General features: G+C 69.9%; 10 protein-coding genes and 3 pseudogenes. 7 read left to right on the top strand and 6 right to left on the bottom strand.

Features of this window, described 5'->3' with window-relative positions; translation table 11 throughout:
- Nucleotides 1–339 precede the first annotated feature (339 nt).
- On the top strand, nucleotides 340–4,140 hold the full coding sequence (locus ACZ7M7_RS22565) for a GH92 family glycosyl hydrolase (protein ID WP_472119636.1): 3,801 nt from the start codon (nucleotides 340–342) through the stop codon (nucleotides 4,138–4,140).
- Nucleotides 4,141–4,160: 20 nt separating this feature from the next.
- Nucleotides 4,161–5,543 (top strand): annotated as a pseudogene (locus ACZ7M7_RS22560) (alpha-glucuronidase); the annotation flags it as partial.
- On the opposite strand, the pseudogene ACZ7M7_RS22555 reads toward ACZ7M7_RS22560, so the two are convergent.
- Nucleotides 5,522–5,992 (bottom strand): annotated as a pseudogene (locus ACZ7M7_RS22555) (beta-galactosidase); the annotation flags it as partial. The pseudogenes ACZ7M7_RS22560 and ACZ7M7_RS22555 sit on opposite strands and share 22 nt — an antisense overlap.
- Here ACZ7M7_RS22555 and ACZ7M7_RS22550 point away from each other — a divergent pair.
- A pseudogene (locus ACZ7M7_RS22550) lies at nucleotides 5,979–6,949 on the top strand (acetylxylan esterase). The pseudogenes ACZ7M7_RS22555 and ACZ7M7_RS22550 overlap by 14 nt on opposite strands.
- Before the next feature lie 4 nt (nucleotides 6,950–6,953).
- On the opposite strand, the gene ACZ7M7_RS22545 reads toward ACZ7M7_RS22550, so the two are convergent.
- Entirely contained in the window at nucleotides 6,954–10,223 is a 3,270-nt protein-coding gene (locus ACZ7M7_RS22545; protein ID WP_472119633.1) for a GH92 family glycosyl hydrolase, read from the bottom strand.
- 360 nt (nucleotides 10,224–10,583) lie between these two features.
- Nucleotides 10,584–11,684 (bottom strand): lytic polysaccharide monooxygenase auxiliary activity family 9 protein, encoded by a 1,101-nt coding sequence (locus tag ACZ7M7_RS22540; protein WP_472119630.1) that lies wholly within the window; start codon nucleotides 11,682–11,684, stop codon nucleotides 10,584–10,586.
- A gap of 295 nt (nucleotides 11,685–11,979) precedes the next feature.
- Here ACZ7M7_RS22540 and ACZ7M7_RS22535 point away from each other — a divergent pair, with 295 nt between their 5' ends.
- Nucleotides 11,980–14,679, top strand: a complete 2,700-nt coding sequence (locus ACZ7M7_RS22535) for a SpoIIE family protein phosphatase (protein WP_472119627.1) — start codon at nucleotides 11,980–11,982, stop codon at nucleotides 14,677–14,679.
- Here ACZ7M7_RS22535 and ACZ7M7_RS22530 read toward each other — a convergent pair.
- From ACZ7M7_RS22530 to acnA, 3 genes are all read right to left on the bottom strand, one after another.
- Nucleotides 14,676–16,259, bottom strand: a complete 1,584-nt coding sequence (locus ACZ7M7_RS22530; RefSeq protein WP_472119623.1) for a sensor histidine kinase — start codon at nucleotides 16,257–16,259, stop codon at nucleotides 14,676–14,678. The genes ACZ7M7_RS22535 and ACZ7M7_RS22530 overlap by 4 nt on opposite strands.
- Nucleotides 16,256–16,981, bottom strand: coding sequence for a response regulator transcription factor (locus tag ACZ7M7_RS22525; protein ID WP_472119621.1), 726 nt, complete (start codon nucleotides 16,979–16,981; stop codon nucleotides 16,256–16,258). Before ACZ7M7_RS22525 ends, ACZ7M7_RS22530 begins: the two co-directional genes overlap by 4 nt.
- 180 nt (nucleotides 16,982–17,161) lie before the next feature.
- The gene (acnA, locus tag ACZ7M7_RS22520) at nucleotides 17,162–19,876 is read right to left on the bottom strand and encodes an aconitate hydratase AcnA (RefSeq protein WP_472119618.1); all 2,715 of its coding nucleotides are present in this window, start codon (nucleotides 19,874–19,876) and stop codon (nucleotides 17,162–17,164) included.
- 282 nt (nucleotides 19,877–20,158) lie between these two features.
- Between acnA and argG the strand changes: the two genes are divergently transcribed.
- The 3 genes from argG to ACZ7M7_RS22505 all read left to right on the top strand — a co-directional run bounded on the left by argG (nucleotide 20,159) and on the right by ACZ7M7_RS22505 (nucleotide 23,541).
- Complete coding sequence (gene argG / locus ACZ7M7_RS22515) at nucleotides 20,159–21,604, top strand: argininosuccinate synthase (protein WP_472119615.1); 1,446 nt, start codon at nucleotides 20,159–20,161, stop codon at nucleotides 21,602–21,604.
- A 144-nt stretch (nucleotides 21,605–21,748) separates the two neighbouring features.
- Nucleotides 21,749–21,946, top strand: a complete 198-nt coding sequence (locus tag ACZ7M7_RS22510; protein ID WP_472119612.1) for a DUF4236 domain-containing protein — start codon at nucleotides 21,749–21,751, stop codon at nucleotides 21,944–21,946.
- A gap of 65 nt (nucleotides 21,947–22,011) precedes the next feature.
- On the top strand, nucleotides 22,012–23,541 hold the full coding sequence (locus ACZ7M7_RS22505) for a helix-turn-helix domain-containing protein (protein WP_472119609.1): 1,530 nt from the start codon (nucleotides 22,012–22,014) through the stop codon (nucleotides 23,539–23,541).
- The last annotated feature ends 102 nt before the right edge of the window (nucleotides 23,542–23,643 follow it).

Here is a 23,643-nt window from a genome sequence, read left to right as displayed (position 1 = left end):
TTCTCCAGGACTCAGGCGGTGAACCGGATCCTCCCCGGCACCGCGGTCGGGTCACGCTGGGTTGTGCAGGAAGTGCGGAATCATGTGAAGTGCCGACAGGTATAGTCCACTTCCCGCCAGCGGAGCAAGATCGAATGCAAGGTTGGCCGATGGTCTTTTCCGAGTTGAGACCTCGCAGAAATATGAGCGGCCTGTGCGCAGGTTGCCCGGAATAATCCGCGACATAGGCCCCGTATGCCGCACCCAACACCCTTGACAATACCCGGCACTTGAGCCACAACTGATCCTTGCGCAGCGAAGTTGACAACGTTGTCCCGTGCGCAGGGAGGGTACCGGCTTATGCAGCAGAGAGCTCGGCACAGATGGGGTACGGCGGTCGTGTCGGCGACCGCCTTTGCTTTGACCGTGGGCTCGCAGGGCGTGGCGGTCGCCCTGCCCGAGGCCCCCGCGACGGCCGACCGGAGTTTCGCCTCCTCGTTCGAGGCGGACGATCCGGCACCCGACTGGCTCAATACCGTCGACACCACCCCGGACGGCGACAAGCGCGCCTCGGGCGTCGACGGCGGCTACAGCAGTGGCATTCCGGGCAATGTGACCGACCACGTCACCGATGTCCGGGCCAGCGGCGAGAACACCGGTGGCGGCGAGGTCAAGGAGAACCTCTCCGACGGGGAGTCGAGCAGTAAGTGGCTGGTCTTCGAATCCACCGGATGGGTGGAATTCGACCTTGACAAACCGATAAAAATCGCGAAATACGCGCTCACCTCGGCCAACGACTACGCCGAACGGGACCCGCGGGACTGGACCCTGAAGGGCTCCACGGACGGCAAGGACTGGAAGACCCTCGACACCCGCTCCGGCGAGACGTTCAACGAGCGGTTCCAGACAAAGACCTACGACCTCTCGGAACCGGCCGAATACCAGCACTTCCGGCTGGAAATCACCCAGAACAACGGCGCCTCCGACATCCTCCAGCTCGCCGACGTCCAGTTCTCCACGGGCGGCAGCGACGGTCCCGTCCCGCAGGACATGCTCTCGCTCGTCGACCGCGGCCCGAGCGGCTCCCCGACCGCGAAGGCGGGCGCCGGCTTCACCGGCAAGCGGGCGCTGCGCTACGCCGGCCGGCACACGGCGGACGGGCGGGCGTACTCGTACAACAAGGTCTACGACGTGAACGTGGCGGTCGGCCGCGACACCCGGCTGTCGTACCGCGTCTTCCCGTCGATGGCGGACGGCGACCGCGACTACGACGCCACGAACGTCTCGGTCGACCTGGTCTTCACCGACGGCAGCCACCTCAGCGAGCTCGGCGCCACCGACCAGCACGGCTTCCCGCTCTCCCCGCGCGGACAGGGCGCGGCCAAGGTGCTGTACGTCAACCAGTGGAACGCCGTCGCCTCACGGATCGGGTCGGTCGCGGCGGGCAGGACGGTCGACCGGATACTCGTGGCGTACGACTCCCCCAAGGGCCCGGCGAAGTTCCGGGGCTGGCTGGACGACATCACCCTGAAGTCCGTCGCGCCGGAGAAGCCGAAGGCCCACAAGTCGGACTACGCGCTCACCACCCGCGGCACCCTCTCCAGCGGCGGCTTCTCGCGCGGCAACAACTTCCCGGCGACCGCGGTCCCGCACGGCTTCAACTTCTGGACGCCGGTGACGAACGCAGGCTCGCTGAGCTGGCTGTACGACTACGCCCGCGCGAACAACGACGACAACCTGCCGACGATCCAGGCGTTCAGCGCCAGCCATGAGCCCAGCCCCTGGATGGGTGACCGGCAGACGTTCCAGGTGATGCCGTCGGCCGCCTCCGGCACCCCGGACACCGGACGCGAGGCGCGCGAGCTGGCCTTCCGGCACGAGAACGAGACCGCGCGGCCGTACTACTACGGGGTGCGGTTCGAGAACGGGCTCAAGGCGGAGATGGCGCCGACCGACCATGCGGCGGTGCTGCGCTTCACCTACCCGGGCGACGACGCGAGCGTCCTCTTCGACAACGTGACGGACCAGGCGGGGCTCACGCTCGACAAGGAGAGCGGGACCTTCAGCGGCTACTCGGACGTGAAGTCCGGGCTGTCCACGGGCGCCACCCGCCTCTTCATCCACGGCGTGTTCGACAAGCCCGTCACCGAGGGGTCCTCCAGCGGCGTGAAGGGGCATCTGCGCTTCGACGCCGGTGACGACCGCACCGTGACCCTCCGCCTCGCCACCTCGCTGATCAGCGTCGACCAGGCGAAGGACAACCTGCGCCAGGAGGTCGACGGCGCCTCCTTCGAGACGGTGAAGTCACGCGCCCAGCGCCAGTGGGACAAGCTCCTCGGCAAGGTCGAGGTGGAGGGCGCGACCCAGGACCAGCTGACCACGCTGTACTCCAGCCTGTACCGGCTGTACCTGTACCCCAACTCCGGCTTCGAGAAGGTCGGCTCGAAGTACCAGTACGCGTCGCCGTTCTCCCCGATGCCGAATCCGGACACCCCGACGCACACCGGCGCGAAGATCGTGGACGGCAAGGTGTACGTCAACAACGGCTTCTGGGACACCTACCGGACGACCTGGCCGGCGTACTCGCTCCTCACGCCGAGCCAGGCGGGTGAGATGGTCGACGGCTTCGTGCAGCAGTACAAGGACGGCGGCTGGACGTCCCGCTGGTCCTCCCCCGGCTACGCGGACCTGATGACCGGCACGTCCTCGGACGTGGCCTTCGCGGACGCGTACGTGAAGGGGGTCGGCTTCGACGCGAAGTCGGCGTACGACGCGGCCGTGAAGAACGCGACCGTCGTACCCCCGTCGTCCGGTGTCGGCCGCAAGGGCATGGCGACCTCGCCCTTCCTCGGGTACACGAGCACCGAGACGCACGAGGGCCTGTCGTGGGCGCTGGAGGGCTACCTCAACGACTACGGCATCGCGAAGATGGGCCAGGCCCTGTACAAGAAGACCGGCGACAAGCGCTACAAGGAGGAGTCCGAGTACTTCCTCAACCGCGCCCAGGACTATGTCAACCTCTTCGACTCCAAGGCCGGCTTCTTCCAGGGCCGCGACGAGAAGGGCGACTGGCGCGTCGAGTCCTCCAAGTTCGACCCGCGCGTGTGGGGCTACGACTACACCGAGACGAACGGCTGGGGCTATGCCTTCACCGCCCCGCAGGACAGCCGGGGCCTGGCCAACCTCTACGGCGGCCGTAGCGGCCTCGGGGACAAGCTCGACGAGTACTTCGCCACCCCGGAGACGGCCTCGCCCGACTTCGTCGGTTCCTACGGCGGCGTCATCCACGAGATGACGGAGGCGCGGGACGTCCGGATGGGCATGTACGGCCACTCCAACCAGGTCGCCCACCACGCGAACTACATGTACAACGCCGCAGGGCAGCCCTGGAAGGCGCAGAAGAACGTCCGCGAGGTGCTGTCCCGGCTGTACGTCGGCAGCGAGATCGGACAGGGCTACCACGGCGACGAGGACAACGGCGAGCAGTCGGCCTGGTTCCTCTTCTCCGCGCTGGGCTTCTATCCGCTGGTGATGGGCAGTGGCGAGTACGCGATCGGGTCACCCCTGTTCACCAAGGCGACGGTTCAGCTGGAGAACGGCCGCAAGCTGGTCGTCAAGGCGCCGAAGAACAGTGCCCGCAATGTGTATGTGCAGGGCCTGAAGGTCAACGGCGTGCCGTGGAAGTCGACTTCGCTCCCGCACTCGCTGATCGCGAAGGGCGGCGTCCTGGAGTTCGACATGGGCCCTCGGCCCTCCACCTGGGGCACCGGCAAGAACGCGGCGCCCGTGTCGATCACGCAGGACGACGAGGTGCCGACGCCGCGGACGGACGTGCTGAAGGGCGACGGGGCGCTGTTCGACAACACGTCGGCGACGCAGGCGAGTGTCACCTCGCTGGAGCTGCCGGTGTCCGAGCGCACCAAGGCCCTGCAGTACACCCTGACATCGTCGGCCGAGCGGGCGAAGGCTCCGACCGGCTGGAAGCTCCAGGGGTCGAACGACGGCACCACGTGGCGGACCCTCGACGAGCGCTCCGGGCAGTCCTTCGCCTGGGACCGGCAGACACGGGCGTTCTCCGTGGGGTCACCGGGTACGTACGGGAAGTACCGCCTGGTGCTCGATGGTGAGGCGGTGGTGTCGGAAGTCGAACTGCTCGCCTGAGCAGGTGCATTGGGGGTCTCATGCAGGGTGTCGATCCGGCCTGGCTGCCGGACGAGGCGTTCCGGCCGATCGGCACCCGGCGGACCCTGATCCGCGGTTCGGGTCCGTTGGTGGACACGGTCCACGGAGAAGTGGCGGAGGCCTGCGGACGGTTCGGGGGAAGCGTGTCGCGCGACAGCGCGGCGGCCCCCGAACCCGGTCCCTACGACCTGGTGCTGGAACTGACCGGCACCGAGGGCGGCGAGACCTACACCTTCGGACGCGGTGACGGCCGTACGACCGTCACCGCGTCCGGTGCGTCCGGGCTGCTGTACGGCCTCTTCCATGTCGTGCGGCTCGGGGAGGCCGCGTTCCGCCGCGATCGTCAACGCGAGCGGCACGCACCGGCGTCGGCGCTGCGGATGCTCGACCACTGGGACAACGTCGCCGTCCACCCGGTGATGGGCCAGGTGGAGCGCGGGTACGCCGGCGGGTCGCTGTTCTGGGCGGACGGCCGGGCGCGCGGTGAACTGCTCGGGCGGGTGCGGGCGTACGGCAGGCTGCTGGCGGCGTGCGGGATCAACGCCGTGGCGGTGAACAACGTCAACGTGCACGAGGCCGAGGCGCATCTCCTCACGGACCGGATCGGTGAAGTAGCCCAGATCGCGGACGTGTTGCGGCCGTACGGCATCCGCACCCACCTGTCGGTCACCTTCGCCGCGCCGCTGGTGCTCGGCGGGCCGGCGACAGCGGATCCGCTGGACGAGTCGGTGCGGACGTGGTGGGCCGAGGCGACGGCGCGGGTGTACGAGGCGATCCCCGACTTCGGCGGGTACGTCGTGAAGGCCGACTCCGAGGGGCAGCCGGGGCCGTTCGCGTATGGCCGCAGCCACGCGGACGGCGCCAACATGCTGGCCGCCGCACTGGAGCCCTACGGCGGCACAGTGCACTGGCGGGCGTTCGTCTACGACCACCACCAGGACTGGCGCGACCGGTCGACGGACCGGGCGCGTGCGGCGTACGACCATTTCGTGCCGCTGGACGGGCAGTTCGCGGACAACGCCGTGCTCCAGGTGAAGCACGGGCCGATGGACTTTCAGGTCCGCGAGCCGGTCTCCCCGCTCATCGGCGCGATGCCGCGCACCCGGCTTGCGGTGGAGATGCAGGCCACGCAGGAGTACACCGGGCAGCAGCGGCATGTGTGCTGGCTGGGGCCGATGTGGAGCAAGGTGCTGAGATTCCGGCCCGACGGGGCATCGGTCGCGGACCTTGCCGACGCGATGGTCGCCGTGTCCAACGTCGGCGACGACCCGTTCTGGACCGGGCACCCGCTCGCCCAGGCGAACCTGTACACCTTCGGGAGGCTGGCCTGGCAGCCGGAGGCGAATCCCTACCGGCTCCTGAGGTCGGCCGTGACCGCGACGACGTCCACGTCCGCGCCGGCCTGCCGGGCGGCCCGGTAGTAGGCGTGGACGACTTCCTGGTACTTGACCAGCCGGGACGGGCCGTCGGAGATCTCCAGGGCCCACCAGCTGTCCCAGTCGAAGAGCAGGGCGGTGCGGGCGGGGGTTCGGGCGCCCAGCGTCACATCACCTAGGGACTCCAACTCCCGGCCCAGCTCCGTCACTTCCCGGAACACGCGGGTGTCGTCGCGGCCCGCGTGGCCGATGACCGCGCCGTGGTACTTCTCGCAGGCGCCGCGTGAGGCGCGCAGCTGGAAGTAGAGAGCGGCGTCGGCGCCGTGGGCGACGGCCTGGAAGGTGGCCAGGCGGAGTTCGCCGGGGCGGCGCAGGGGGTTGACGTCGCGGCAGGCCGTCGTGGACGGGGTCTGCTCCATCAGCCAGAAGGGGGCGCCGTCCTTGAGGCCGCGCATCGACCTTGTGCGCTACCGCCCCGCCCTCCGGGAACCCACCGGCTTCGACGCGTTCTGGAACGACACCCTCAAGGAGGCGGCTCAGCACGAGGTGTTGGTGTCGGCGCACCCCGTGGACACCGGCCTGCGGCTGACCGAGACCTGGGACGTCACGTTCCGCGGCTTCGGCGGCGACCCTGTGCGGGCCTGGTTCAGCAGACCGGCCGGGGCGCGCGACCGGCTGCCCGCCGTCGTCGAGTACGCCGGGTACGGCCGTGGCCGCGGCCTTCCGCACGAGCGGCTGACCTGGGTGAACGCCGGGTACGCGCATCTGCTGATGGACAACAGGGGCCAGGGCGACCAGTACGGCAGCGGCGGCGCCACCCCGGACCCGCACGCCTCGGCACCGGGCGGCCCGGCGGTACGCGGCCTGCTCTCACCCCGGGACCACCACTACCGCCGCCTGATCACGGACGCGGTACGGGCGGTCGAGACGCTGCGCACCCTGCCGGGCGTGGACGGCACACGCATCGCGGCCGTCGGCAACAGCCAGGGCGGCGGGCTCGCCCTGGCCGTCGCGGGCCTCGTCCCCGACCTCGCCGCGCTCCTGGTCACCGCCCCGTTCCCGTGCGGCATCCGACGCGCCCTCGACCTCACCGACGCGGGGCCCTACGGCGAGATCGCCGCGTACCTCTCCGTGCACCGGGCGCCGAGCGGGCCGCCTACGACACGCTCGCCCACATGGAGGGGATCTCCTTCGCACGCCGCGCCCACGCCCCGGCCCACTTCGGCGTCGGTCTGCGCGACACGGTGTGCCCGCCGAGCGGGACGTACGGCGCCTTCAACCACTATGCGGAACTGTCCGGCGCCGACCCGCGCAAGGAGATCCACCCCTATCCGTTCAACGGCCACGAAGGCGGCGACGCGGTGCACGTGCGCCGCCAACTGGACTGGCTGGCCGAAGAGTTGAACCGGTGATGCCTCAGCCCACCGCCAGAGTGAACACGTGCAGATCGCTGTCCTCCGGCAGCGTCACGCGCGCGATCTCCCTGCCCGCCGGCGCACCGAACGGCCGGGTGGCGAAGACGTACGTGCCGACGGGGTCCCGGCCCGCGCCGGCGACGTTCCGGTACGCGGCCCGGGCGACGATCTCGTTGCCGTACTGGACCGTCCCGGCGCCGCCGCCGACGGTCCAGTCGGTCAGGGCGAGGTCGACGGTGTCGGTACTGCCGTCGGTGTAGGTGACGGTGGCCCGGGACTGCTGGTTGCCGTTGACGCCACTGCCGAGGAAGGACAACCGGCTTGCAGGGTTCGTGAGTTGAATGGTCTGCCCGGCTGCCGAGACATTGTCCGGGTGTCCGCTCGTCGAGTCCGGCCAGGTGAAGCTGAGCCCTCCGCCGACCGTGCCCTGCTTGCCCGCCGTCAGACCGGCTTCGGCGAGCGCCTGCCGGGAGTAGCTCCAGCCGCCGCCGTCGAAGTCGGCCTCGTCGTGGTCACCGGCGTCGTCGGAGATGCCCGTGTTGTCGTAGGCGGCGAGGAGCGTGCCGGGTACCGCGACGGTCAGAGAGACGGGCTGCACGTAGGAGGTGTCACCGGAGGTCACGGTCACGTCGACGTCGTAGAAACCCTGAGCCGCGCCCGCGGCGGAGCTCAGCGTGATCTCCTGTGTGCCGTCAACGATCGTACCTACGACCGGAGTTGCCGTGATGCCATCGGGCGCGGCGACCCGGAAGCGCACCTCGGGCCCCTCTCCCCCGCTCATCGACAGGGCGCGAATGCCGACCTTCGTACGCCCGCCGGGCGCGAGGGTAGCCGTGGTCGGGCCGACGCCGATCTGGTGCGGCTGCTCGCCCTCACGGAAGGACGGCGGGACCGCCGAAGCTCCCCAGGCGGGGTCGGCCGTACCGGAGAGGGTGTAATCCAGTCGGCCACCCTCGCGTACGAAGGACGCCGGGAGCCAAGCCCGGTCGCTCACATGGCCGTTGACCTTCAGGGAGCGGATGTATGGGGCGTCGGCGGCGGCGCCCTCCGCGCGTACGGAGATGTCGTTGCCGTCCGGGCGGTCGATCTCGACGCGTGGGAACAGCGGTGAGGCGAGGACCAGTTCGGCGCGGGACGGCACCTGGGGGTACATGCCGAGCGCGGAGAACACGTACCAGGACGACATCGCACCGAGGTCGTCGTTGCCGGGGATGCCGCCGGGCTCGGTGGACCACAGCTCGCGCATCGCCGCCCGCACGGTCTCCTGCGTCTTGTACGGGACGCCCGCGTAGGCGTACAGGTAGGGCACGTTGATGGACGGCTCGTTGTCCAGCTCGGACTTGTCGCCGCCGCTGCCGGTGAAGGCCCAGCTGCCGTCGGCGTTGCGGAAGAAGGCGTCGAGGCGTTCCACGGCCGCGTCACGGCCGCCCATCGCGGCGAACAGACCCGCGGGGTTGTGCTGGACCATCCAGGTGTACTGGGCCGCCGTACCCTCCACGAACCCGTTGCCGGTGGCCGGGGTGAAGCCGGTGACCCAGCTGCCGTCCGCCTTGCGGTTGGCGATGTAGCCGCCGGTCGGGGTGGCGGCGATGTTGAAGTTGTTCTGCCACCACTGGGAGCGGCGGGCGAAGGCCGTCGCCGTGTCCTGCTGCCCTGCCTCGACGGCGAGTTGGGAGAGGGCGAAGTCGGCACCGGACATCTCCAGCGTCTCGGCGGCACCGCCCCACGCGTTCGACACGGACGGCATGTAGTGGTGCTTGAGGTACTTGTCCAGGGAGGGCCGCTGACCGACGGACAGCACGGGTTTCCCGGCCGGCGACAGATCTTCGTCGGTGGGGACGGTCGCCGCCTTCACGAGTGAGCTCAGCGCCCCGCGCAGTGGGAAGTCCGTGCCGCCGAAGGCGCGAATGCCGGCCAGCGCGATGGGTGACGGGTCCCCGTTCATGACGTGCGTGCCGCTCGCGCCCTGCAGCCAGCGGTCCCAGATGCCGCCGTTCTGCTCCGCGAGTTCGTACAGGGACTGGGCGATGTCCGCACCGACGCGGGGGTTCAGCAGGGTGAGCAGCTGGACCTGGTCGCGGTAGACGTCCCAGCCGGAGAAGGTGCCGTACTGGGCGCGGTGGCCGCGGCCGACGGTGTGGACCTCGCCGTCGGGGCCGCGGTATCGGCGGTCGGTGTCGCTGATGACGTTCGGGTGGAGGAGGGAATGGTAGAGCGCGGTGTAGAAGGTGGTGCGCTCGTCGTCGGTGCCGCCTCCGACGCGGATCGCGGACAGCCGGTCACGCCAGGCGCGGCGAGCGGCGTCGCGTACGGCGTCGAAGGAGCGCTGCGGCGGGTTCTCCGCGGCGAGGTTGGCCTCGGCGCCCGCCCGGCTGACGTACGAGATGCCGACCTTGACGTTCACCGGTCCGGTGCCGGGCGCGAACCGGACGTAGCCGCCGGCGCCCTTGCCCGCCACCGGCCGCCCGCCGTTCGCGAACCCGCCCGTGCCACCGCTCGCCTCGGTGGAACCGGGGTTGAGCCTGTCGTCCTGCCAGGTTCCCGTGGCCTGGAAGGCGCGGTCGAAGCGGGCGGTGAAGTGGAGGGTGTAGTAGGCGCGTCGGCCCTCCGGGGCGAGGTATCCGCAGAAGTTGCCGGACGTGACCGATCCGGAGATCGTGCGCCGCACCGGATCGATCCGGACCGTCGAATCGGTCGACCCGACCTCGGAGTTGGCGCTTCTGACGAGCAGCGAGGCGGGCTTGTCGGCCGGGAAGGTGAAGCGCGCCGAGCCGGTGCGGGCGGTGGCGGTGAGGTCGGCCGTGACGCCGGACGCGAGGCGGACCTTGTAGCGGCCGGGTTCGGCGGTCTCGTCGGCATGGCTGAAGTCGGAGGCGTAGACGGCGTCCTTGGTGTCGCTCGCGGGCGACGACGTGACCTCACCGGCGTACGGAAAGAACGGGATGTCACCGCTGCCGCCCGCGCAGCCGGTGCCGGACATGTGGGTGAGACTGAAGCCCCGGATGCGGGTGGCGTCGTGGTGGTAACCGCCGGGCGCGGCGGTTCGGGTGGCGTCGCCTCTGGTGTTCTCGGGACTGAAGGAGAACATGCCGAACGGCGTGACGGCGCCCGGGAAGACATTGCCGCCGTTCTTGGTGCCGATGAGTGGATCGACGTACGGAGTGGGGTCCTGGACCAGGCCCGGGGATGCGGTGGTCGCCGCGAGGGCGGGGGCGGCGCCGGTGACCGCGAGAAGCGCGGCCAGCAGCACGGACGTGGGACGGAAGCGCATGACGCGACCCCTCCTCCTTCGGACGGGTCGCGCACCACAGGTCGCACAAGCCGCAGGGACAGTAGCGTGCGCCACGCGTACCACGGAAGAGTGCCTGCGGGCGCGAGGGCACGCAGGCGGCGCACCCGAACGGCTGAGCGGCCCAACTGAGTTGACATCGTTGTCCGTTGAGGCGGTAGAGTCATGTGCAGACCAATCGACAACGTTGTCGCATCGCGGCATCGCACAAGCCACGCACCATCCGGACGGCCCCACTTCCCCCCCCTCGGGCCCGTCCGGCTCGCGGACCCGGTGGATGGCGGCTCAGCGTCCACCGGGTCCGCCCGGAGCCACGGCCTCCGGGGGATCAGGCTCTGGGGATCAGCCCACCCGGCAGGGCAGGGTCGTCGTACTGTCGCCGCCGGAGCCGGAGACGACGTAGCCGAACGTCGTGCTCTCCCCCGGATCGAGGGAGCCGTTCCAGTCGGCGTTGTGGACCATCACGTCCTGGCCGGTGTAGGTCGCGTTGCCGCTCCAGAGGCTCTCGACCTTCTGGCCGGTCGCGAGTGTCCAGTCGACCATCCAGCCGAGCATCGGGACGTCGCCGCTGTTGGTGACGGTCACCTCGGACTGGTAGCCGCCCGACCAGCTGCCGGTCGTGCGGCGGGTCGCGGAGCACTCGCCGGGCACCGGGTCGGTCGGGTTGCCGGGCTCCTTGATGCCGGTCACCTCGCCGTTGCCGCCGTCGAAGACGATGTCGGAGCAGGAGTAGAAGGTCTCCGCGCTGTCCGAGCGCTGCCAGACCATGTAGATGAGGTGGCGGCCGGACTTGTTCGCCGGAAGCTGCCCGCTCCAGGAGTAGTTGGCCTCGACCGTGCCCGGAGAGCCGTTGAGCGGCGGGTGGTCGACGCTCAGGAAGGGCCGCTCCTCCATGTCGTCCCAGGTGAGGGGCTGGGTCGGGTCGAAGCCGTCCTTGGTGATGTAGACGTGGAACCAGCCGGGGTGTGCCGCCCAGGCGTTGTAGGCGAAGTCGACCGTCGCACCCGAGGTCAGATGGGTGAGCGGCCAGTCCTTGCTCGGCGTGTTGAAGCCGGTGAAGTTGGTGTTGCCGCCGCTGCACAGCTCACCGTCGGGCACGAAGCCACGGGTGCGGCCGGCGCCGTCGGAGCGCAGGACCGAGAACCAGTTGTAGAACGGCGTGGTCCCGCTGACCTGCTGGGCCGCCCGGCAGGCCGGGTTGACGGGCTTGATTTCCCCGGTGTCGGTCAGCCCGTCCTGCCAGCACAGGAAGGTGCGACTGCCCGGCTTCATGGGCGTGCCGTGAGCCTCTGCCTCGCCGCCGGCGCTCATGACCAGGGCCACGGCCGGGATGGTCGCGAGCAGGGAGACCAGAACGAGGAAGAGGGCTCTGGCGCGGGTGGGGAGAGCTAATCGGCGGGGCGGCGGGGTGGTCGCCCCCGATTCACTTGCTGTCAGGATCATGACATTCAAATCCGTTCCTTCAAGTACGGGCCATGGGATGTGTGTACGGCTTTGCGGCTGCCGCATGCGGTCACGCGGGGCAGGAGCGGTCCGAGTGGCGGGTTCCGGTCCGCCAATCATGGGAGCGCTCCCACCCCGTCTGTTGCGGAAGGTAGCGCCGTGGGGCGTGGTTGTAAACGCCTTTCGCAACCTCGAGCACCCATAGGGTTCCGACCTCGCCGCGTCCCTCCCGCCACCCCGTCCACCGACTGGACGGCCATAGCCACCAGGCATGAGCGGTGCTACAAATGCCCGCATGGCGGAGCGTTTCGTCCGTTTTGGGCGCCACTCCCTGCGGTCACTGATCGGCAAGAGCCCCCGGAGCGTCGCCGGACAGGTCTTCGTGATGCAGGTGACGCTCGTCGTGCTGCTCGTGGTCAGCGCCGTCGTCGCGCTGGTGCTGCAGTCGGATCGGGACACCAATGCGGAGGCCAAGCGCCGCTCCGTCGCCGTCGCGCAGACCTTCGCGCACGCTCCGGGCGTCGAGGCGTCGCTGCAGGCCGCCGATCCGTCGAGCGCTCTTCAGCCGCTCACCGAAGCCGGGCGCAAGGCCGCGGGCGTCGACTTCATCGTGGTCATGGACACCAACGGCATCCGCTACACCCACCCCATCCCGGACCGGATCGGCAAACGGTTCGTGGGCCGGATCGAGCCGTCGCTGGCCGGGAAGGTCTACACCGAGAGCGTCCAGGGCCCGCTGGGCCACGAGGTACAGGCGACGGTTCCCATCCGCGACGCCGAGGGCAGGGTGACCGCCCTCGTCTCCTCGGGCATGAAGGTCGAGAACGTCACCAGCCATATGCACCGGCAGCTGCCGATCATCCTGGGCGCCGGGGCCGGCGCGCTCGTGGTGTCGACCGGCGGAATGGCCCTGGTGGGCAGGCGGCTGCGACGGCAGACCCACAGCCTGGCCCCGGACGAGATGAGCCGGATGTACGAGCACCACGACGCGGTGGTGCACTCCGTGCGGGAAGGGGTGCTCATCGTCGGTGACGACGGGCGGCTGCTCCTCGCCAACGACGAGGCAAGGCGGCTGCTGGAGCTGTCGCCCGACGCCGAGGGCCGGCCCGTCCGGGAGATCTCCGGCCTCGACCCGGAAACGGCGGCACTGCTCGTCTCCGGGCGCGAGGCCACCGACGAGGTGCACATCGCCGGAGGACGACTCCTGGCGGTCAACCAGAGAATCACGGACCGCGACGGAGGCCCCAGGGGAACAGTGGTGACACTCCGCGACACCACCGAGCTCCAGGCGGTGTCCGGCAGGGCGCAGCTCGCCCGTGAGCGGCTTGATCTGCTGTACGACGCGGGACTGTGCATCGGCACCACCCTCGACGTGATCCGCACGGCCGACGAACTGGCGCAGGTCGCCGTCCCCCGCTTCGCCGACTTCGTCACCGTGGACCTGGCCGACGGCGTCGTGCACGGCGACGAGCCGACTCCCACGGCGACGGACATACGACGCGTCACCGTGCGCGGCATCCGCGACGACCATCCGCTGTACGAAGAGGGCCGGCTGATCGACTTCCTGCCTTCCACGCCCCAGGGACGCGGCTACGGCACCGGCCGCTCCGAGCTGGTGACCGACCTGTCGACCGCGACGGACTGGCACGAACAGGACCGGGAACGCACCCGGGACATCCTCGACTACGGAATTCACACGCTCATCACCGCCCCGATCCAGGCCCGTGGGGTCGTGCTGGGCATGGCCAACTTCTGGCGCACCGAGCTGCACGCCCCCTTCGACGAGGAGGACCTGTCGCTGGCGGAGGAGCTGGTGGCACGGGCCGCCGTCAGCATCGACAACGCCCGCCGGTACACCCGTGAGCACGCCCTGGCGGTCACCCTCCAGCGCAGCCTGCTGCCGCGTGCCCTGCCCGAGCAGAGCGCCCTCGACGTCGGCTATCGCTACATCCCGGCGCAGTCGGGTGTGAGCGGTGACTGGTTCGACGTGATTCCGCTGCCGGGGAGCCGGGTGGCGCTGGTCGTCGGTGACGTGGTCGGCCACGGGCTGCACGCCGCCGCCACGATGGGACGGCTGCGTACCGCGGTGCACAACTTCTCCACGCTCGACCTGCCGCCCGACGAGTTGCTGAGCCATCTGGACGATCTGGTGGGCCGTATCTACCAGGACGAGTCCTCGAGTGCGGAGACGGCCGCGGACATCGTGGGCGCCACCTGCCTGTACGCGATCTACGACCCCACGAGGCGCCGCTGCGTCATGGCGCGAGCGGGGCATCTGGCGCCGGCGCTGGTCCACCGCGACGGCAGCGTGGCCTTCCCCGAACTGCCGGCCGGGCCGCCCCTCGGCCTCGGCGGGATGCCGTTCCAGACGGCCGAGCTGGACCTCGACGAGGGTTCCCAGCTCGTCCTGTACACCAACGGCCTCGTGGAGGACCGCGCGCGCGACCTGGACGTGGGCATGGAGCTGCTGCGCAAGACGCTGACGGGCCACCCCGACCGGCCCCCGGAGGAGAGCTGCCAGGCGGTGCTGGACGAGCTGATGCCCGGCCGGCCCAAGGACGACGTCGCTCTGCTCATCGCGCGCACTCGGGCGCTCCCGCCGAACCGGGTCGCCGACTGGGACGTGCCACGCGATCCGGCCGCCGTGGCAGGGATGCGCGAAGCCGTGTCCGGGAAGCTCGCGGAATGGGGCCTGTCCGAGCTGGACTTCGCCACGGAGCTCGTGCTGAGCGAGCTCGTCACCAACGCCATCCGCTACGGCTGCGGGGCGATCCACGTGCGGTTGATCCACGACCGCACGCTGATCTGCGAGGTTGCTGACGGCAGCAGCACCTCCCCGCATCTGCGGTACGCCGCGACGACCGATGAGGGAGGCCGGGGCCTGTTCCTGGTCTCGCAGATGACCGAACGCTGGGGCACCCGGTACACCCCGCAGGGCAAGGTGATCTGGGCCGAACAGGCACTGCCGGAGATCGACCCCGACGGCGAGGACTAGCCCCGCGCCGGCGGGCGGGCGGCGCAGAGGGCGGGCAGCGCTGCCGGGACGGACGGGCCCGGCACCGGGTCCGGCGGCGCCGGCTCGGCGCCCGCGGGTGGCAGTTCGATCGTGAACTGTGTACGGCCCGGCTCGCTCTCCACGTCGATACGGCCGCCGTGCGCGGACGCGATGGCCGCCGCGATGGCGAGGCCGAGACCGGAGCCGCCGCCCCGCGCGCCGCCGCGAGCCCGGGAGGTGTCGGCGCGGGTGAAGCGGTCGAAGACCTGTGGGAGGAGGTCGGACGGGATGCCCGGCCCGTCGTCGCGAATCCGGATCGCGCACCGGCCGGCGCCGGTCTCGACGGAGGCGACCACCGTCGTGCCCGGCGGGGTGTGGACCCGTGCGTTGGACAGGAGGCCCGCCACCACCTGATGCAACCGGGCCTCGTCGCCCAGGACCAACGGGGATGCGTCAAGGCGGAGTTCGAGCTGCCAGTCATGCTCTCCCCCGGCGGCCCGCGCGTCCCACACGGCCTCCGCGACCAGCGCCGCCACATCCACCTCGGCGGACTGCAGGGGACGGCCCTCGTCCAGCCGGGCCAGCAGCAACAGGTCCTCCACCAGGCCCGTCATCCGGGCCGACTCGGCCGAGACGCGGCGCCAGGCGAGCATCGGCTCGATCCGGTCGGTGCCGCGGTTCATGAGTTCGGCGTACCCGGCGATCGAGGCGAGCGGGGTGCGCAGTTCGTGGCTGGCGTCGGCGAGGAAGCGGCGCATGCGTTCCTCGGTGCGCCGGCGGGCGGTGAGGGAGGACTCGACGTGGTCGATCATGCGGTTGAGGGCGGCGCCGACCTGTCCGGCCTCGCTGGCGGGGTCGGTGTCCCCGGCCGGGACGCGGGTGAGGCCTATGACCTCGCCACGGTCGAGCGGGGCACAGGAGACCTCGGCGGCGGTGGCGGCGACCCGGCCGAGGGGGCGCAGTTGGCGTCGTATGACCACCGTGCAGACGCAGCCCGCCACGAAGAGCCCGGCCACCGCGACGGCGGCCTCGGCGACGACCAGTCCGCCGATCATGCGCCGGACATCGTCCATGGGCAGCCCGGCGAGGACGCGGACGCCACCGCTTTCGACGGCGGTGAGCCGGTAGGTGCCGAGGTCCGGCACGGTCCGGGTGTGCTTGGAGCCGTCCGTCGCGATGTTCGCCAGAGCGGCGATCTGCGCGGCGGTGAGGCTCTTCGGAGCGGCGTCCTGGCCGACGACCTCGGCGGCGACGATCCTGCCGTCCTCGGCGAGGCGGGCGGCGAGCATGCCGGTGGCGTGGCCGTTCTCGTTGAGGAAGCCCAGGTCGTCCTCGATCTCCGGGTGCAGTGCGGCCCCGCCCAGGCTGCGCGAGGCTGCCGCCGCGACCCGGCCGTCCAGGTCGCCCATGAGGTAGGCGCGTTGGACGACGGCGGTGGTGAGCGCCATCGTGGCGCAGACGAGGACGAGGGTGGCGCTGACGAAGACGAGCAGGCGGGTGCGCAGCGAGCGGGTACGCAGCCGTGGGCGGTGCGCGGAGCTCTGCTCCTGCGGTCGGTTGCGAGGCGGGCGCAGGCTCATCTCCCGTCCTCCACCGGCCGGATGACGTAGCCGAGGCCGCGCACGGTGTGGATCATCGGCGCCCGCCCCCTGTCGATCTTGCGGCGAAGGCCGGCGACGTAGACCTCGACGAGGTTGCCGCCGCCGTCGAAGGAGCTGCTCCAGACGTGAGCGAGGATCTGCGCCTTGCTGAGTACCTGCCTCGGGTGGCCCATCAGCAGGCTGAGCAGGTCGAACTCCTTCGCGGTGAGCTGGACGGGGACGCCGGCGCGGTACACCTCGCGGGACTCCTCGGTCAGGACGAGGTCGCCGAGGACGCGCACGCGGTCGCCGCTGCGGGTCCGCTCGGCCGCGGCCCGGCGCAGCAGTCCGCGCAGCCGCAGCACGACCTCCTCCAGGGAGAACGGCTTGGTGACGTAGTCGTCGGCGCCGGCCCCGAGCCCGTCGAGCCGGTGCTCCAGGGCGTCGCGGGCGGTGAGCATGAGGACGGGCAGCTTCGGGTTGTCGTATCTGAGGCGGCGCAGCACCTGGAGGCCGTCCAGGTCGGGCAGCATCCCGTCGAGCACGACGGCGTGCGGTGCGCGGCCGCGCGCGATCCTCAGCGCGCTCTGCCCGTCCAGGGCCGGGCAGGCGCGCCAGCCCGCCTCCTCCACGGCCACGGAGAGCACGTCGGTGAGCGCGGGCTCGTCGTCGACGATGAGCACACGGACGCGGCCGTTGCGGAACCCTGCGGTGCCAGTCATGTCCGGATCGTGTCCCGGTCCGCTGAGGGAACGCTGTGTTCCACCTGAGGGTGGGTGATGACCTGGGCTTTCCCGGGGCGGACATGGCGAAGGGCCGCACCCCCGTCGCCGGGGATGCGGCCCTCTACAGGGTTCTCAACTGCCCTGCCGCACCGCTTGCTTGCGCTCTTGCTCGACCGCTTACTTGCGGATCAGGGAGCGCAGCACGTACTGCATGATGCCGCCGTTGCGGTAGTAGTCGGCCTCACCGGGGGTGTCGATGCGGACGACCGCGTCGAACTCGACGCCCGTGTCGGTGGTGACCTTGACCGTGCGCGGCGTGGTGCCGTTGTTGAGCTCCTCGACACCGGTGAAGGAGAAGGTCTCCTCGCCGGTCAGGCCGAGCGTCTCGGCGGACTGGCCCTCCGGGAACTGGAGCGGCAGGACGCCCATGCCGATGAGGTTCGAGCGGTGGATGCGCTCGTACGACTCGGTGATGACGGCCTTGACGCCGAGGAGCGCGGTGCCCTTGGCGGCCCAGTCACGGGACGAGCCGGAGCCGTACTCCTTGCCGCCCAGGATGACCAGCGGAGTGCCCTGCTCGATGTAGTTGCGCGAGGCGTCGTAGATGAAGGAGACCGGGCCGTCGGTCTGGGTGAAGTCGCGGGTGTAGCCGCCCTCGGTGCCCGGCGCGAGCTGGTTGCGCAGGCGGATGTTGGCGAACGTGCCGCGGATCATGACCTCGTGGTTGCCTCGGCGCGAGCCGTAGGAGTTGAAGTCACGACGCTCCACACCGTGCTCGGTGAGGTACTTGCCGGCCGGGGTGTCGGCCTTGATGGCACCGGCGGGCGAGATGTGGTCGGTGGTGACCGAGTCGCCGAGCTTGGCCAGGACACGGGCGCCGGTGATGTCGGAGACCGGGGTGGTCTCCATCGTCATGCCCTCGAAGTACGGGGGCTTGCGGACGTACGTCGACTCCGCGTCCCACTCGAAGGTGTTGCCGGTGGGGATCGACAGCGCCTGCCACTGGGCGTCGCCCGCGAACACGTCCTGGTAGGACTTGTTGAACATGTCCTCGCCGATGGCGTTCGCCACGACGTCGTTGACCTCGGCCTCGGTCGGCCAGATGTCGGTCAGGAAGACCGGCTTGCCGTCCTGGTCGACACCGAGCGCGTCCTTGGTGATGTCCACCTTCATGGAACCCGCGAGGGCGTACGCGACGACCAGCGGCGGGGAGGCCAGGTAGTTCATCTTGACGTCGGGGTTGATACGGCCCTCGAAGTTCCGGTTGCCGGAGAGGACCGAGGTGACCGCGAGGTCGTGGTCGTTGACGGCCTTGGAGACCTCCTCCGGCAGCGGGCCGGAGTTGCCGATGCAGGTGGTGCAGCCGTAGCCGACGAGGTTGAAGCCGACCTTGTCGAGGTACGGGGTCAGGCCCGCCTTGTCGAAGTAGTCGGTGACGACCTTCGAACCCGGGGCGAGGGTGGTCTTGACCCACGGCTTGCGGGTCAGGCCCTTCTCCACGGCCTTCTTCGCGACGAGCGCGGCGGCGACCATGACGTACGGGTTCGAGGTGTTGGTGCAGGAGGTGATGGCCGCGACCGTCACCGCACCGTGGTCGATCTCGTAGGTCGAGCCGTCGGGGGCCGTGACGGTGACCGGGTTCGACGGGACGCCGTTGGAGACGGCCGGGGCGTCGGAGGCCGGGAAGGACTCCTTGCCCGCCTCGGAGTCGTCCGCGACGTAGTTGCGCACGTCCTGGGCGAACTGCTGGGCGGCGTTCGCGAGGACGATACGGTCCTGCGGGCGCTTCGGGCCGGCGATCGACGGGACGACCGTCGCGAGGTCCAGCTCCAGCTTCTCGGAGAAGTCGGGCTCGGCCTGCGGGTCCAGCCAGAGGCCCTGCTCCTTGGCGTACGCCTCGACGAGCGCGAGCTGCTGCTCGGAGCGGCCGGTGAGCTTGAGGTACTTGATGGTCTCGCCGTCGATCGGGAAGACCGCCGCGGTGGAGCCGAACTCCGGCGACATGTTGCCGATGGTGGCGCGGTTCGCGAGGGAGGTGGCGGCGACGCCCTCACCGTAGAACTCGACGAACTTGCCGACGACACCGTGCTTGCGGAGCATCTCGGTGATGGTCAGCACGAGGTCGGTGGCGGTCGTGCCCGGGGTGAGCTCACCGGTCAGCTTGAAGCCGACGACGCGCGGGATGAGCATCGAGACCGGCTGGCCCAGCATCGCGGCCTCGGCCTCGATACCGCCGACGCCCCAGCCGAGGACGCCGAGGCCGTTGACCATGGTGGTGTGCGAGTCGGTGCCGACGAGGGTGTCGGGGTAGGCCTGGCCGTTGCGGACCATGACCGTGCGCGCCAGGTGCTCGATGTTCACCTGGTGGACGATGCCGGTGCCGGGCGGGACGACCTTGAAGTCGTCGAAGGCGGTCTGGCCCCAGCGCAGGAACTGGTAGCGCTCCTTGTTGCGGCCGTACTCGAGGTCGACGTTCTGCTTGAAGGCGTCGTTCGTGCCGAACTTGTCGGCGATGACGGAGTGGTCGATGACCATCTCGGCCGGGGAGAGCGGGTTGACCTTCGCCGGGTCGCCGCCGAGCGCCTTGACGGCCTCACGCATGGTGGCGAGGTCCACGACACAGGGCACACCGGTGAAGTCCTGCATGATCACGCGGGCCGGCGTGAACTGGATCTCCTGCGACGGCTGGGCCTGGGAGTCCCAGCCGCCGAGGGCGCGGATGTGGTCGGCGGTGATGTTCGCGCCGTCCTCGGTGCGGAGGAGGTTCTCCAGCAGCACCTTCAGGCTGTAGGGGAGGCGCGCGGAGCCCTCGACCTTGTCCAGCCGGAAGATCTCGTACGACTCGTCGCCCACCTGCAGCGTGCTGCGGGCGTCGAAGCTGTTCGCCGACACGACAGTCTCCTTCATTGATGTGCGCGTACCACCACGATCCTGCCGCCACGGCTACTTGGCCGATCCGCTAAGGTAAGGCTAAGTTAGGTAACCCTTACCGCCAGATCGGTGGCGCCGCGCGGCTGCGGTGCACCTCGGCAGATATCTCGATGTCGAGATAACTCTAGTACATAGGGCCGCGATGGTCATGCCCGGGGCTTCGGCATGCCTCCTTTCCTTGGGTTTCCCCGGGTCCCGCATGCCCCAATTGCATGACCATGCGAGATGATGCATACTCTTCCTATGAGCAAGGTCCTCACCTCCCTCCCCACCGGCGAGCGCGTCGGCATCGCCTTCTCCGGCGGCCTCGACACTTCGGTCGCGGTTGCCTGGATGCGCGACAAGGGCGCCGTTCCGTGCACCTACACCGCCGACATCGGCCAGTACGACGAGCCCGACATCGCTTCGGTGCCCGGCCGCGCGAAGACCTACGGCGCCGAGGTCGCGCGCCTGGTCGACTGCCGCGCGGCGCTGGTCGAGGAGGGGCTGGCCGCGCTGACCTGCGGCGCGTTCCACATCCGCTCGGGCGGGCGCGCCTACTTCAACACCACGCCGCTCGGCCGCGCGGTCACCGGCACCCTGCTCGTACGCGCGATGCTCGAGGACGACGTCCAGATCTGGGGCGACGGCTCGACCTTCAAGGGCAACGACATCGAGCGGTTCTACCGCTACGGCCTGCTCGCCAACCCGAACCTGCGGATCTACAAGCCCTGGCTGGACGCGGACTTCGTGACCGAGCTCGGCGGCCGCAAGGAGATGTCGGAGTGGCTGGTCGCGCACCAGCTGCCCTACCGCGACAGCACGGAGAAGGCCTACTCCACCGACGCCAACATCTGGGGCGCCACCCACGAGGCCAAGACGCTGGAGCACCTGGACACCGGCATCGAGACCGTCCGGCCCATCATGGGTGTGCGGTTCTGGGACCCGTCGGTCGAGATCGCCCCCGAGGACGTGACGATCGGCTTCGAGCAGGGCCGCCCGGTCACCATCAACGGCAAGGAGTTCGCCTCCCCCGTCGACCTGGTGATGGAGGCCAACGCCATCGGCGGCCGGCACGGCCTCGGCATGTCGGACCAGATCGAGAACCGGATCATCGAGGCCAAGAGCCGCGGCATCTACGAGGCACCGGGCATGGCCCTGCTGCACGCCGCGTACGAGCGCCTGGTCAACGCGATCCACAACGAGGACACCCTCGCCCAGTACCACAACGAGGGCCGGCGCCTCGGCCGCCTCATGTACGAGGGCCGCTGGCTGGACCCGCAGGCGCTGATGATCCGCGAGTCGCTGCAGCGGTGGGTCGGCGCGGCCGTCACCGGCGAGGTCACCCTCCGCCTGCGGCGTGGCGAGGACTACTCGATCCTCGACACCACCGGCCCGGCGTTCAGCTACCACCCGGACAAGCTGTCCATGGAGCGCACCGAGGACTCCGCGTTCGGCCCGGTGGACCGGATCGGCCAGCTCACCATGCGCAACCTCGACATCGCCGACTCGCGCGCCAAGCTGGAGCAGTACGCCGGGATCGGCCTGATCGGCACCGGCAGCCCCGCTGTCGGCGCCGCCCAGGCGGCCGCGACCGGTCTGATCGGCAGCATGCCGGAGGGCGGCGCCGAGGCCATCGCCTCGCGCGGCGAGGTCTCCGAGGAGGACGCGCTGCTGGACCGCGCCGCGATGGAGTCCGGCACGGACTGATCGGGCACGAGGGGACGGACCACCGGAAGGGCCGGCTGGGCGCTGTGTGCGCCGGGCCGGCCCTTCCGCTGTTGCCGACATGCCATCAGTTCGCCAAGTCGGGGTAACCGAGAGGTACGCATCGCGACCCGAAGGGAGGCGTCCATGCCCCTCACATTCCGCAAGAGTTTTCGGATCCTGCCCGGAGTACGGCTGAACATCAACCGGCACTCCTGGTCCATCACCACCGGCGGCAAGCACGGACCGCGCCGCACACACAGCAGCACCGGACGTCGTACGACATCGATGGATTTGCCCGGACCTTTCGGGTGGCGTCGTACCCGTAACGCCAGTAGGCGTTGATGACGCGTCACCCGAATGGACCCCCCTGGGATGTGCCATCTCATATCTGAGATAGCCTCAACCTCATGGCAGACGACTACCTCGTACGCATCGGCAGGCTCATCCGTGACGCCCGGCAGCACCGTGGCTGGACACAGACGCAGCTGGCCGAGGCGCTCGGCACCTCCCAGAGCGCCGTCAATCGCATCGAGCGCGGCAACCAGAACATCAGCCTTGAGATGATCGCCCGAATCGGTGAGGCCCTGGACAGCGAGATCGTGTCGCTGGGTTACGCCGGTCCGATGCATCTGAGGGTCGTCGGCGGACGTCGGCTGTCCGGTTCCATCGACGTCAAGACCAGCAAGAACGCCTGCGTGGCCCTGCTGTGCGCCTCGCTGCTCAACAAGGGGCGCACAGTGCTGCGCCGGGTAGCCCGCATCGAGGAGGTGTACCGCCTTCTGGAGGTGCTCAACTCCATCGGTGTGCGCACCCGTTGGATCAACGGCGGCGTCGACCTGGAGATCGTGCCGCCGGCCGAGCTGAACATGGCGGCGATCGACGCCGAAGCCGCCGTACGCACCCGCTCCATCATCATGTTCCTCGGCCCGCTGCTGCACCGCATGGACCGCTTCATGCTGCCGTACGCCGGCGGCTGCGACCTCGGCACGCGCACCATCGAGCCGCACATGATCGCCCTGCGCCGGTTCGGCCTGGAGGTCGCGGCGACCGAGGGGCAGTACCACGCCGTGGTGGACCGTGCCGTACGTCCCGACCGGCCGATCGTGCTGACCGAGCGCGGCGACACCGTGACCGAGAACGCCCTGCTGGCCGCCGCCCGGCACGACGGCGCCACGGTCATCCGCAACGCATCGTCCAACTACATGGTCCAGGACCTCTGCTTCTTCCTGGAGACGCTGGGCGTCCGGGTCGAGGGCATCGGCACGACGACGCTCACGGTCCACGGCGTACCGAACATCGACGTGGACGTCGACTACTCCCCCTCCGAGGACCCGGTCGAGGCGATGAGCCTGCTGGCCGCCGCCGTGGTCACCGAGTCGGAGCTGACGGTGTGCCGGGTGCCGATCGAGTTCCTGGAGATCGAGCTCGCGGTCCTGGAGGAGATGGGCCTCGACCACGACCGTACGCCCGAGTACTTCGCGGACAACGGCCGTACCCGGCTGGTGGACCTCACCGTCCGGCCCTCCAAGCTCGAGGCGCCGATCGACAAGATCCACCCGATGCCGTTCCCGGGCCTGAACATCGACAACGTCCCGTTCTTCGCGGCCATCGCCGCCGCCGCACAGGGCAAGACGCTGATCCACGACTGGGTCTACGACAACCGCGCGATCTACCTGACGGACCTCAACCGCCTCGGCGGCCGACTGCAGCTGCTGGACCCGCACCGCGTCCTGGTCGAGGGCCCGACCCGCTGGCGCGCCGCCGAGATGATGTGCCCGCCCGCGCTGCGGCCCGCCGTGGTCGTGCTGCTGGCGATGATGGCGGCGGAGGGCACGTCCGTGCTGCGCAACGTCTATGTCATCAACCGCGGTTACGAGGACCTCGCGGAGCGGCTGAACTCCATTGGGGCGCAGATCGAGATCTTCCGGGACATCTGACGTGCGATGCCACCGCACCCTTCCTGACCCGCAGTGAACCGGGTCAGGAAGGGTGCGTCGGTATCTGTGGGACTTCTCCGGGACGCTGTGCCTGCGGCCGGC

It is taken from the genome of Streptomyces sp. NPDC111606 (assembly GCF_055656945.1).
This window is presented reverse-complemented; position numbering and strand designations above follow the sequence as displayed.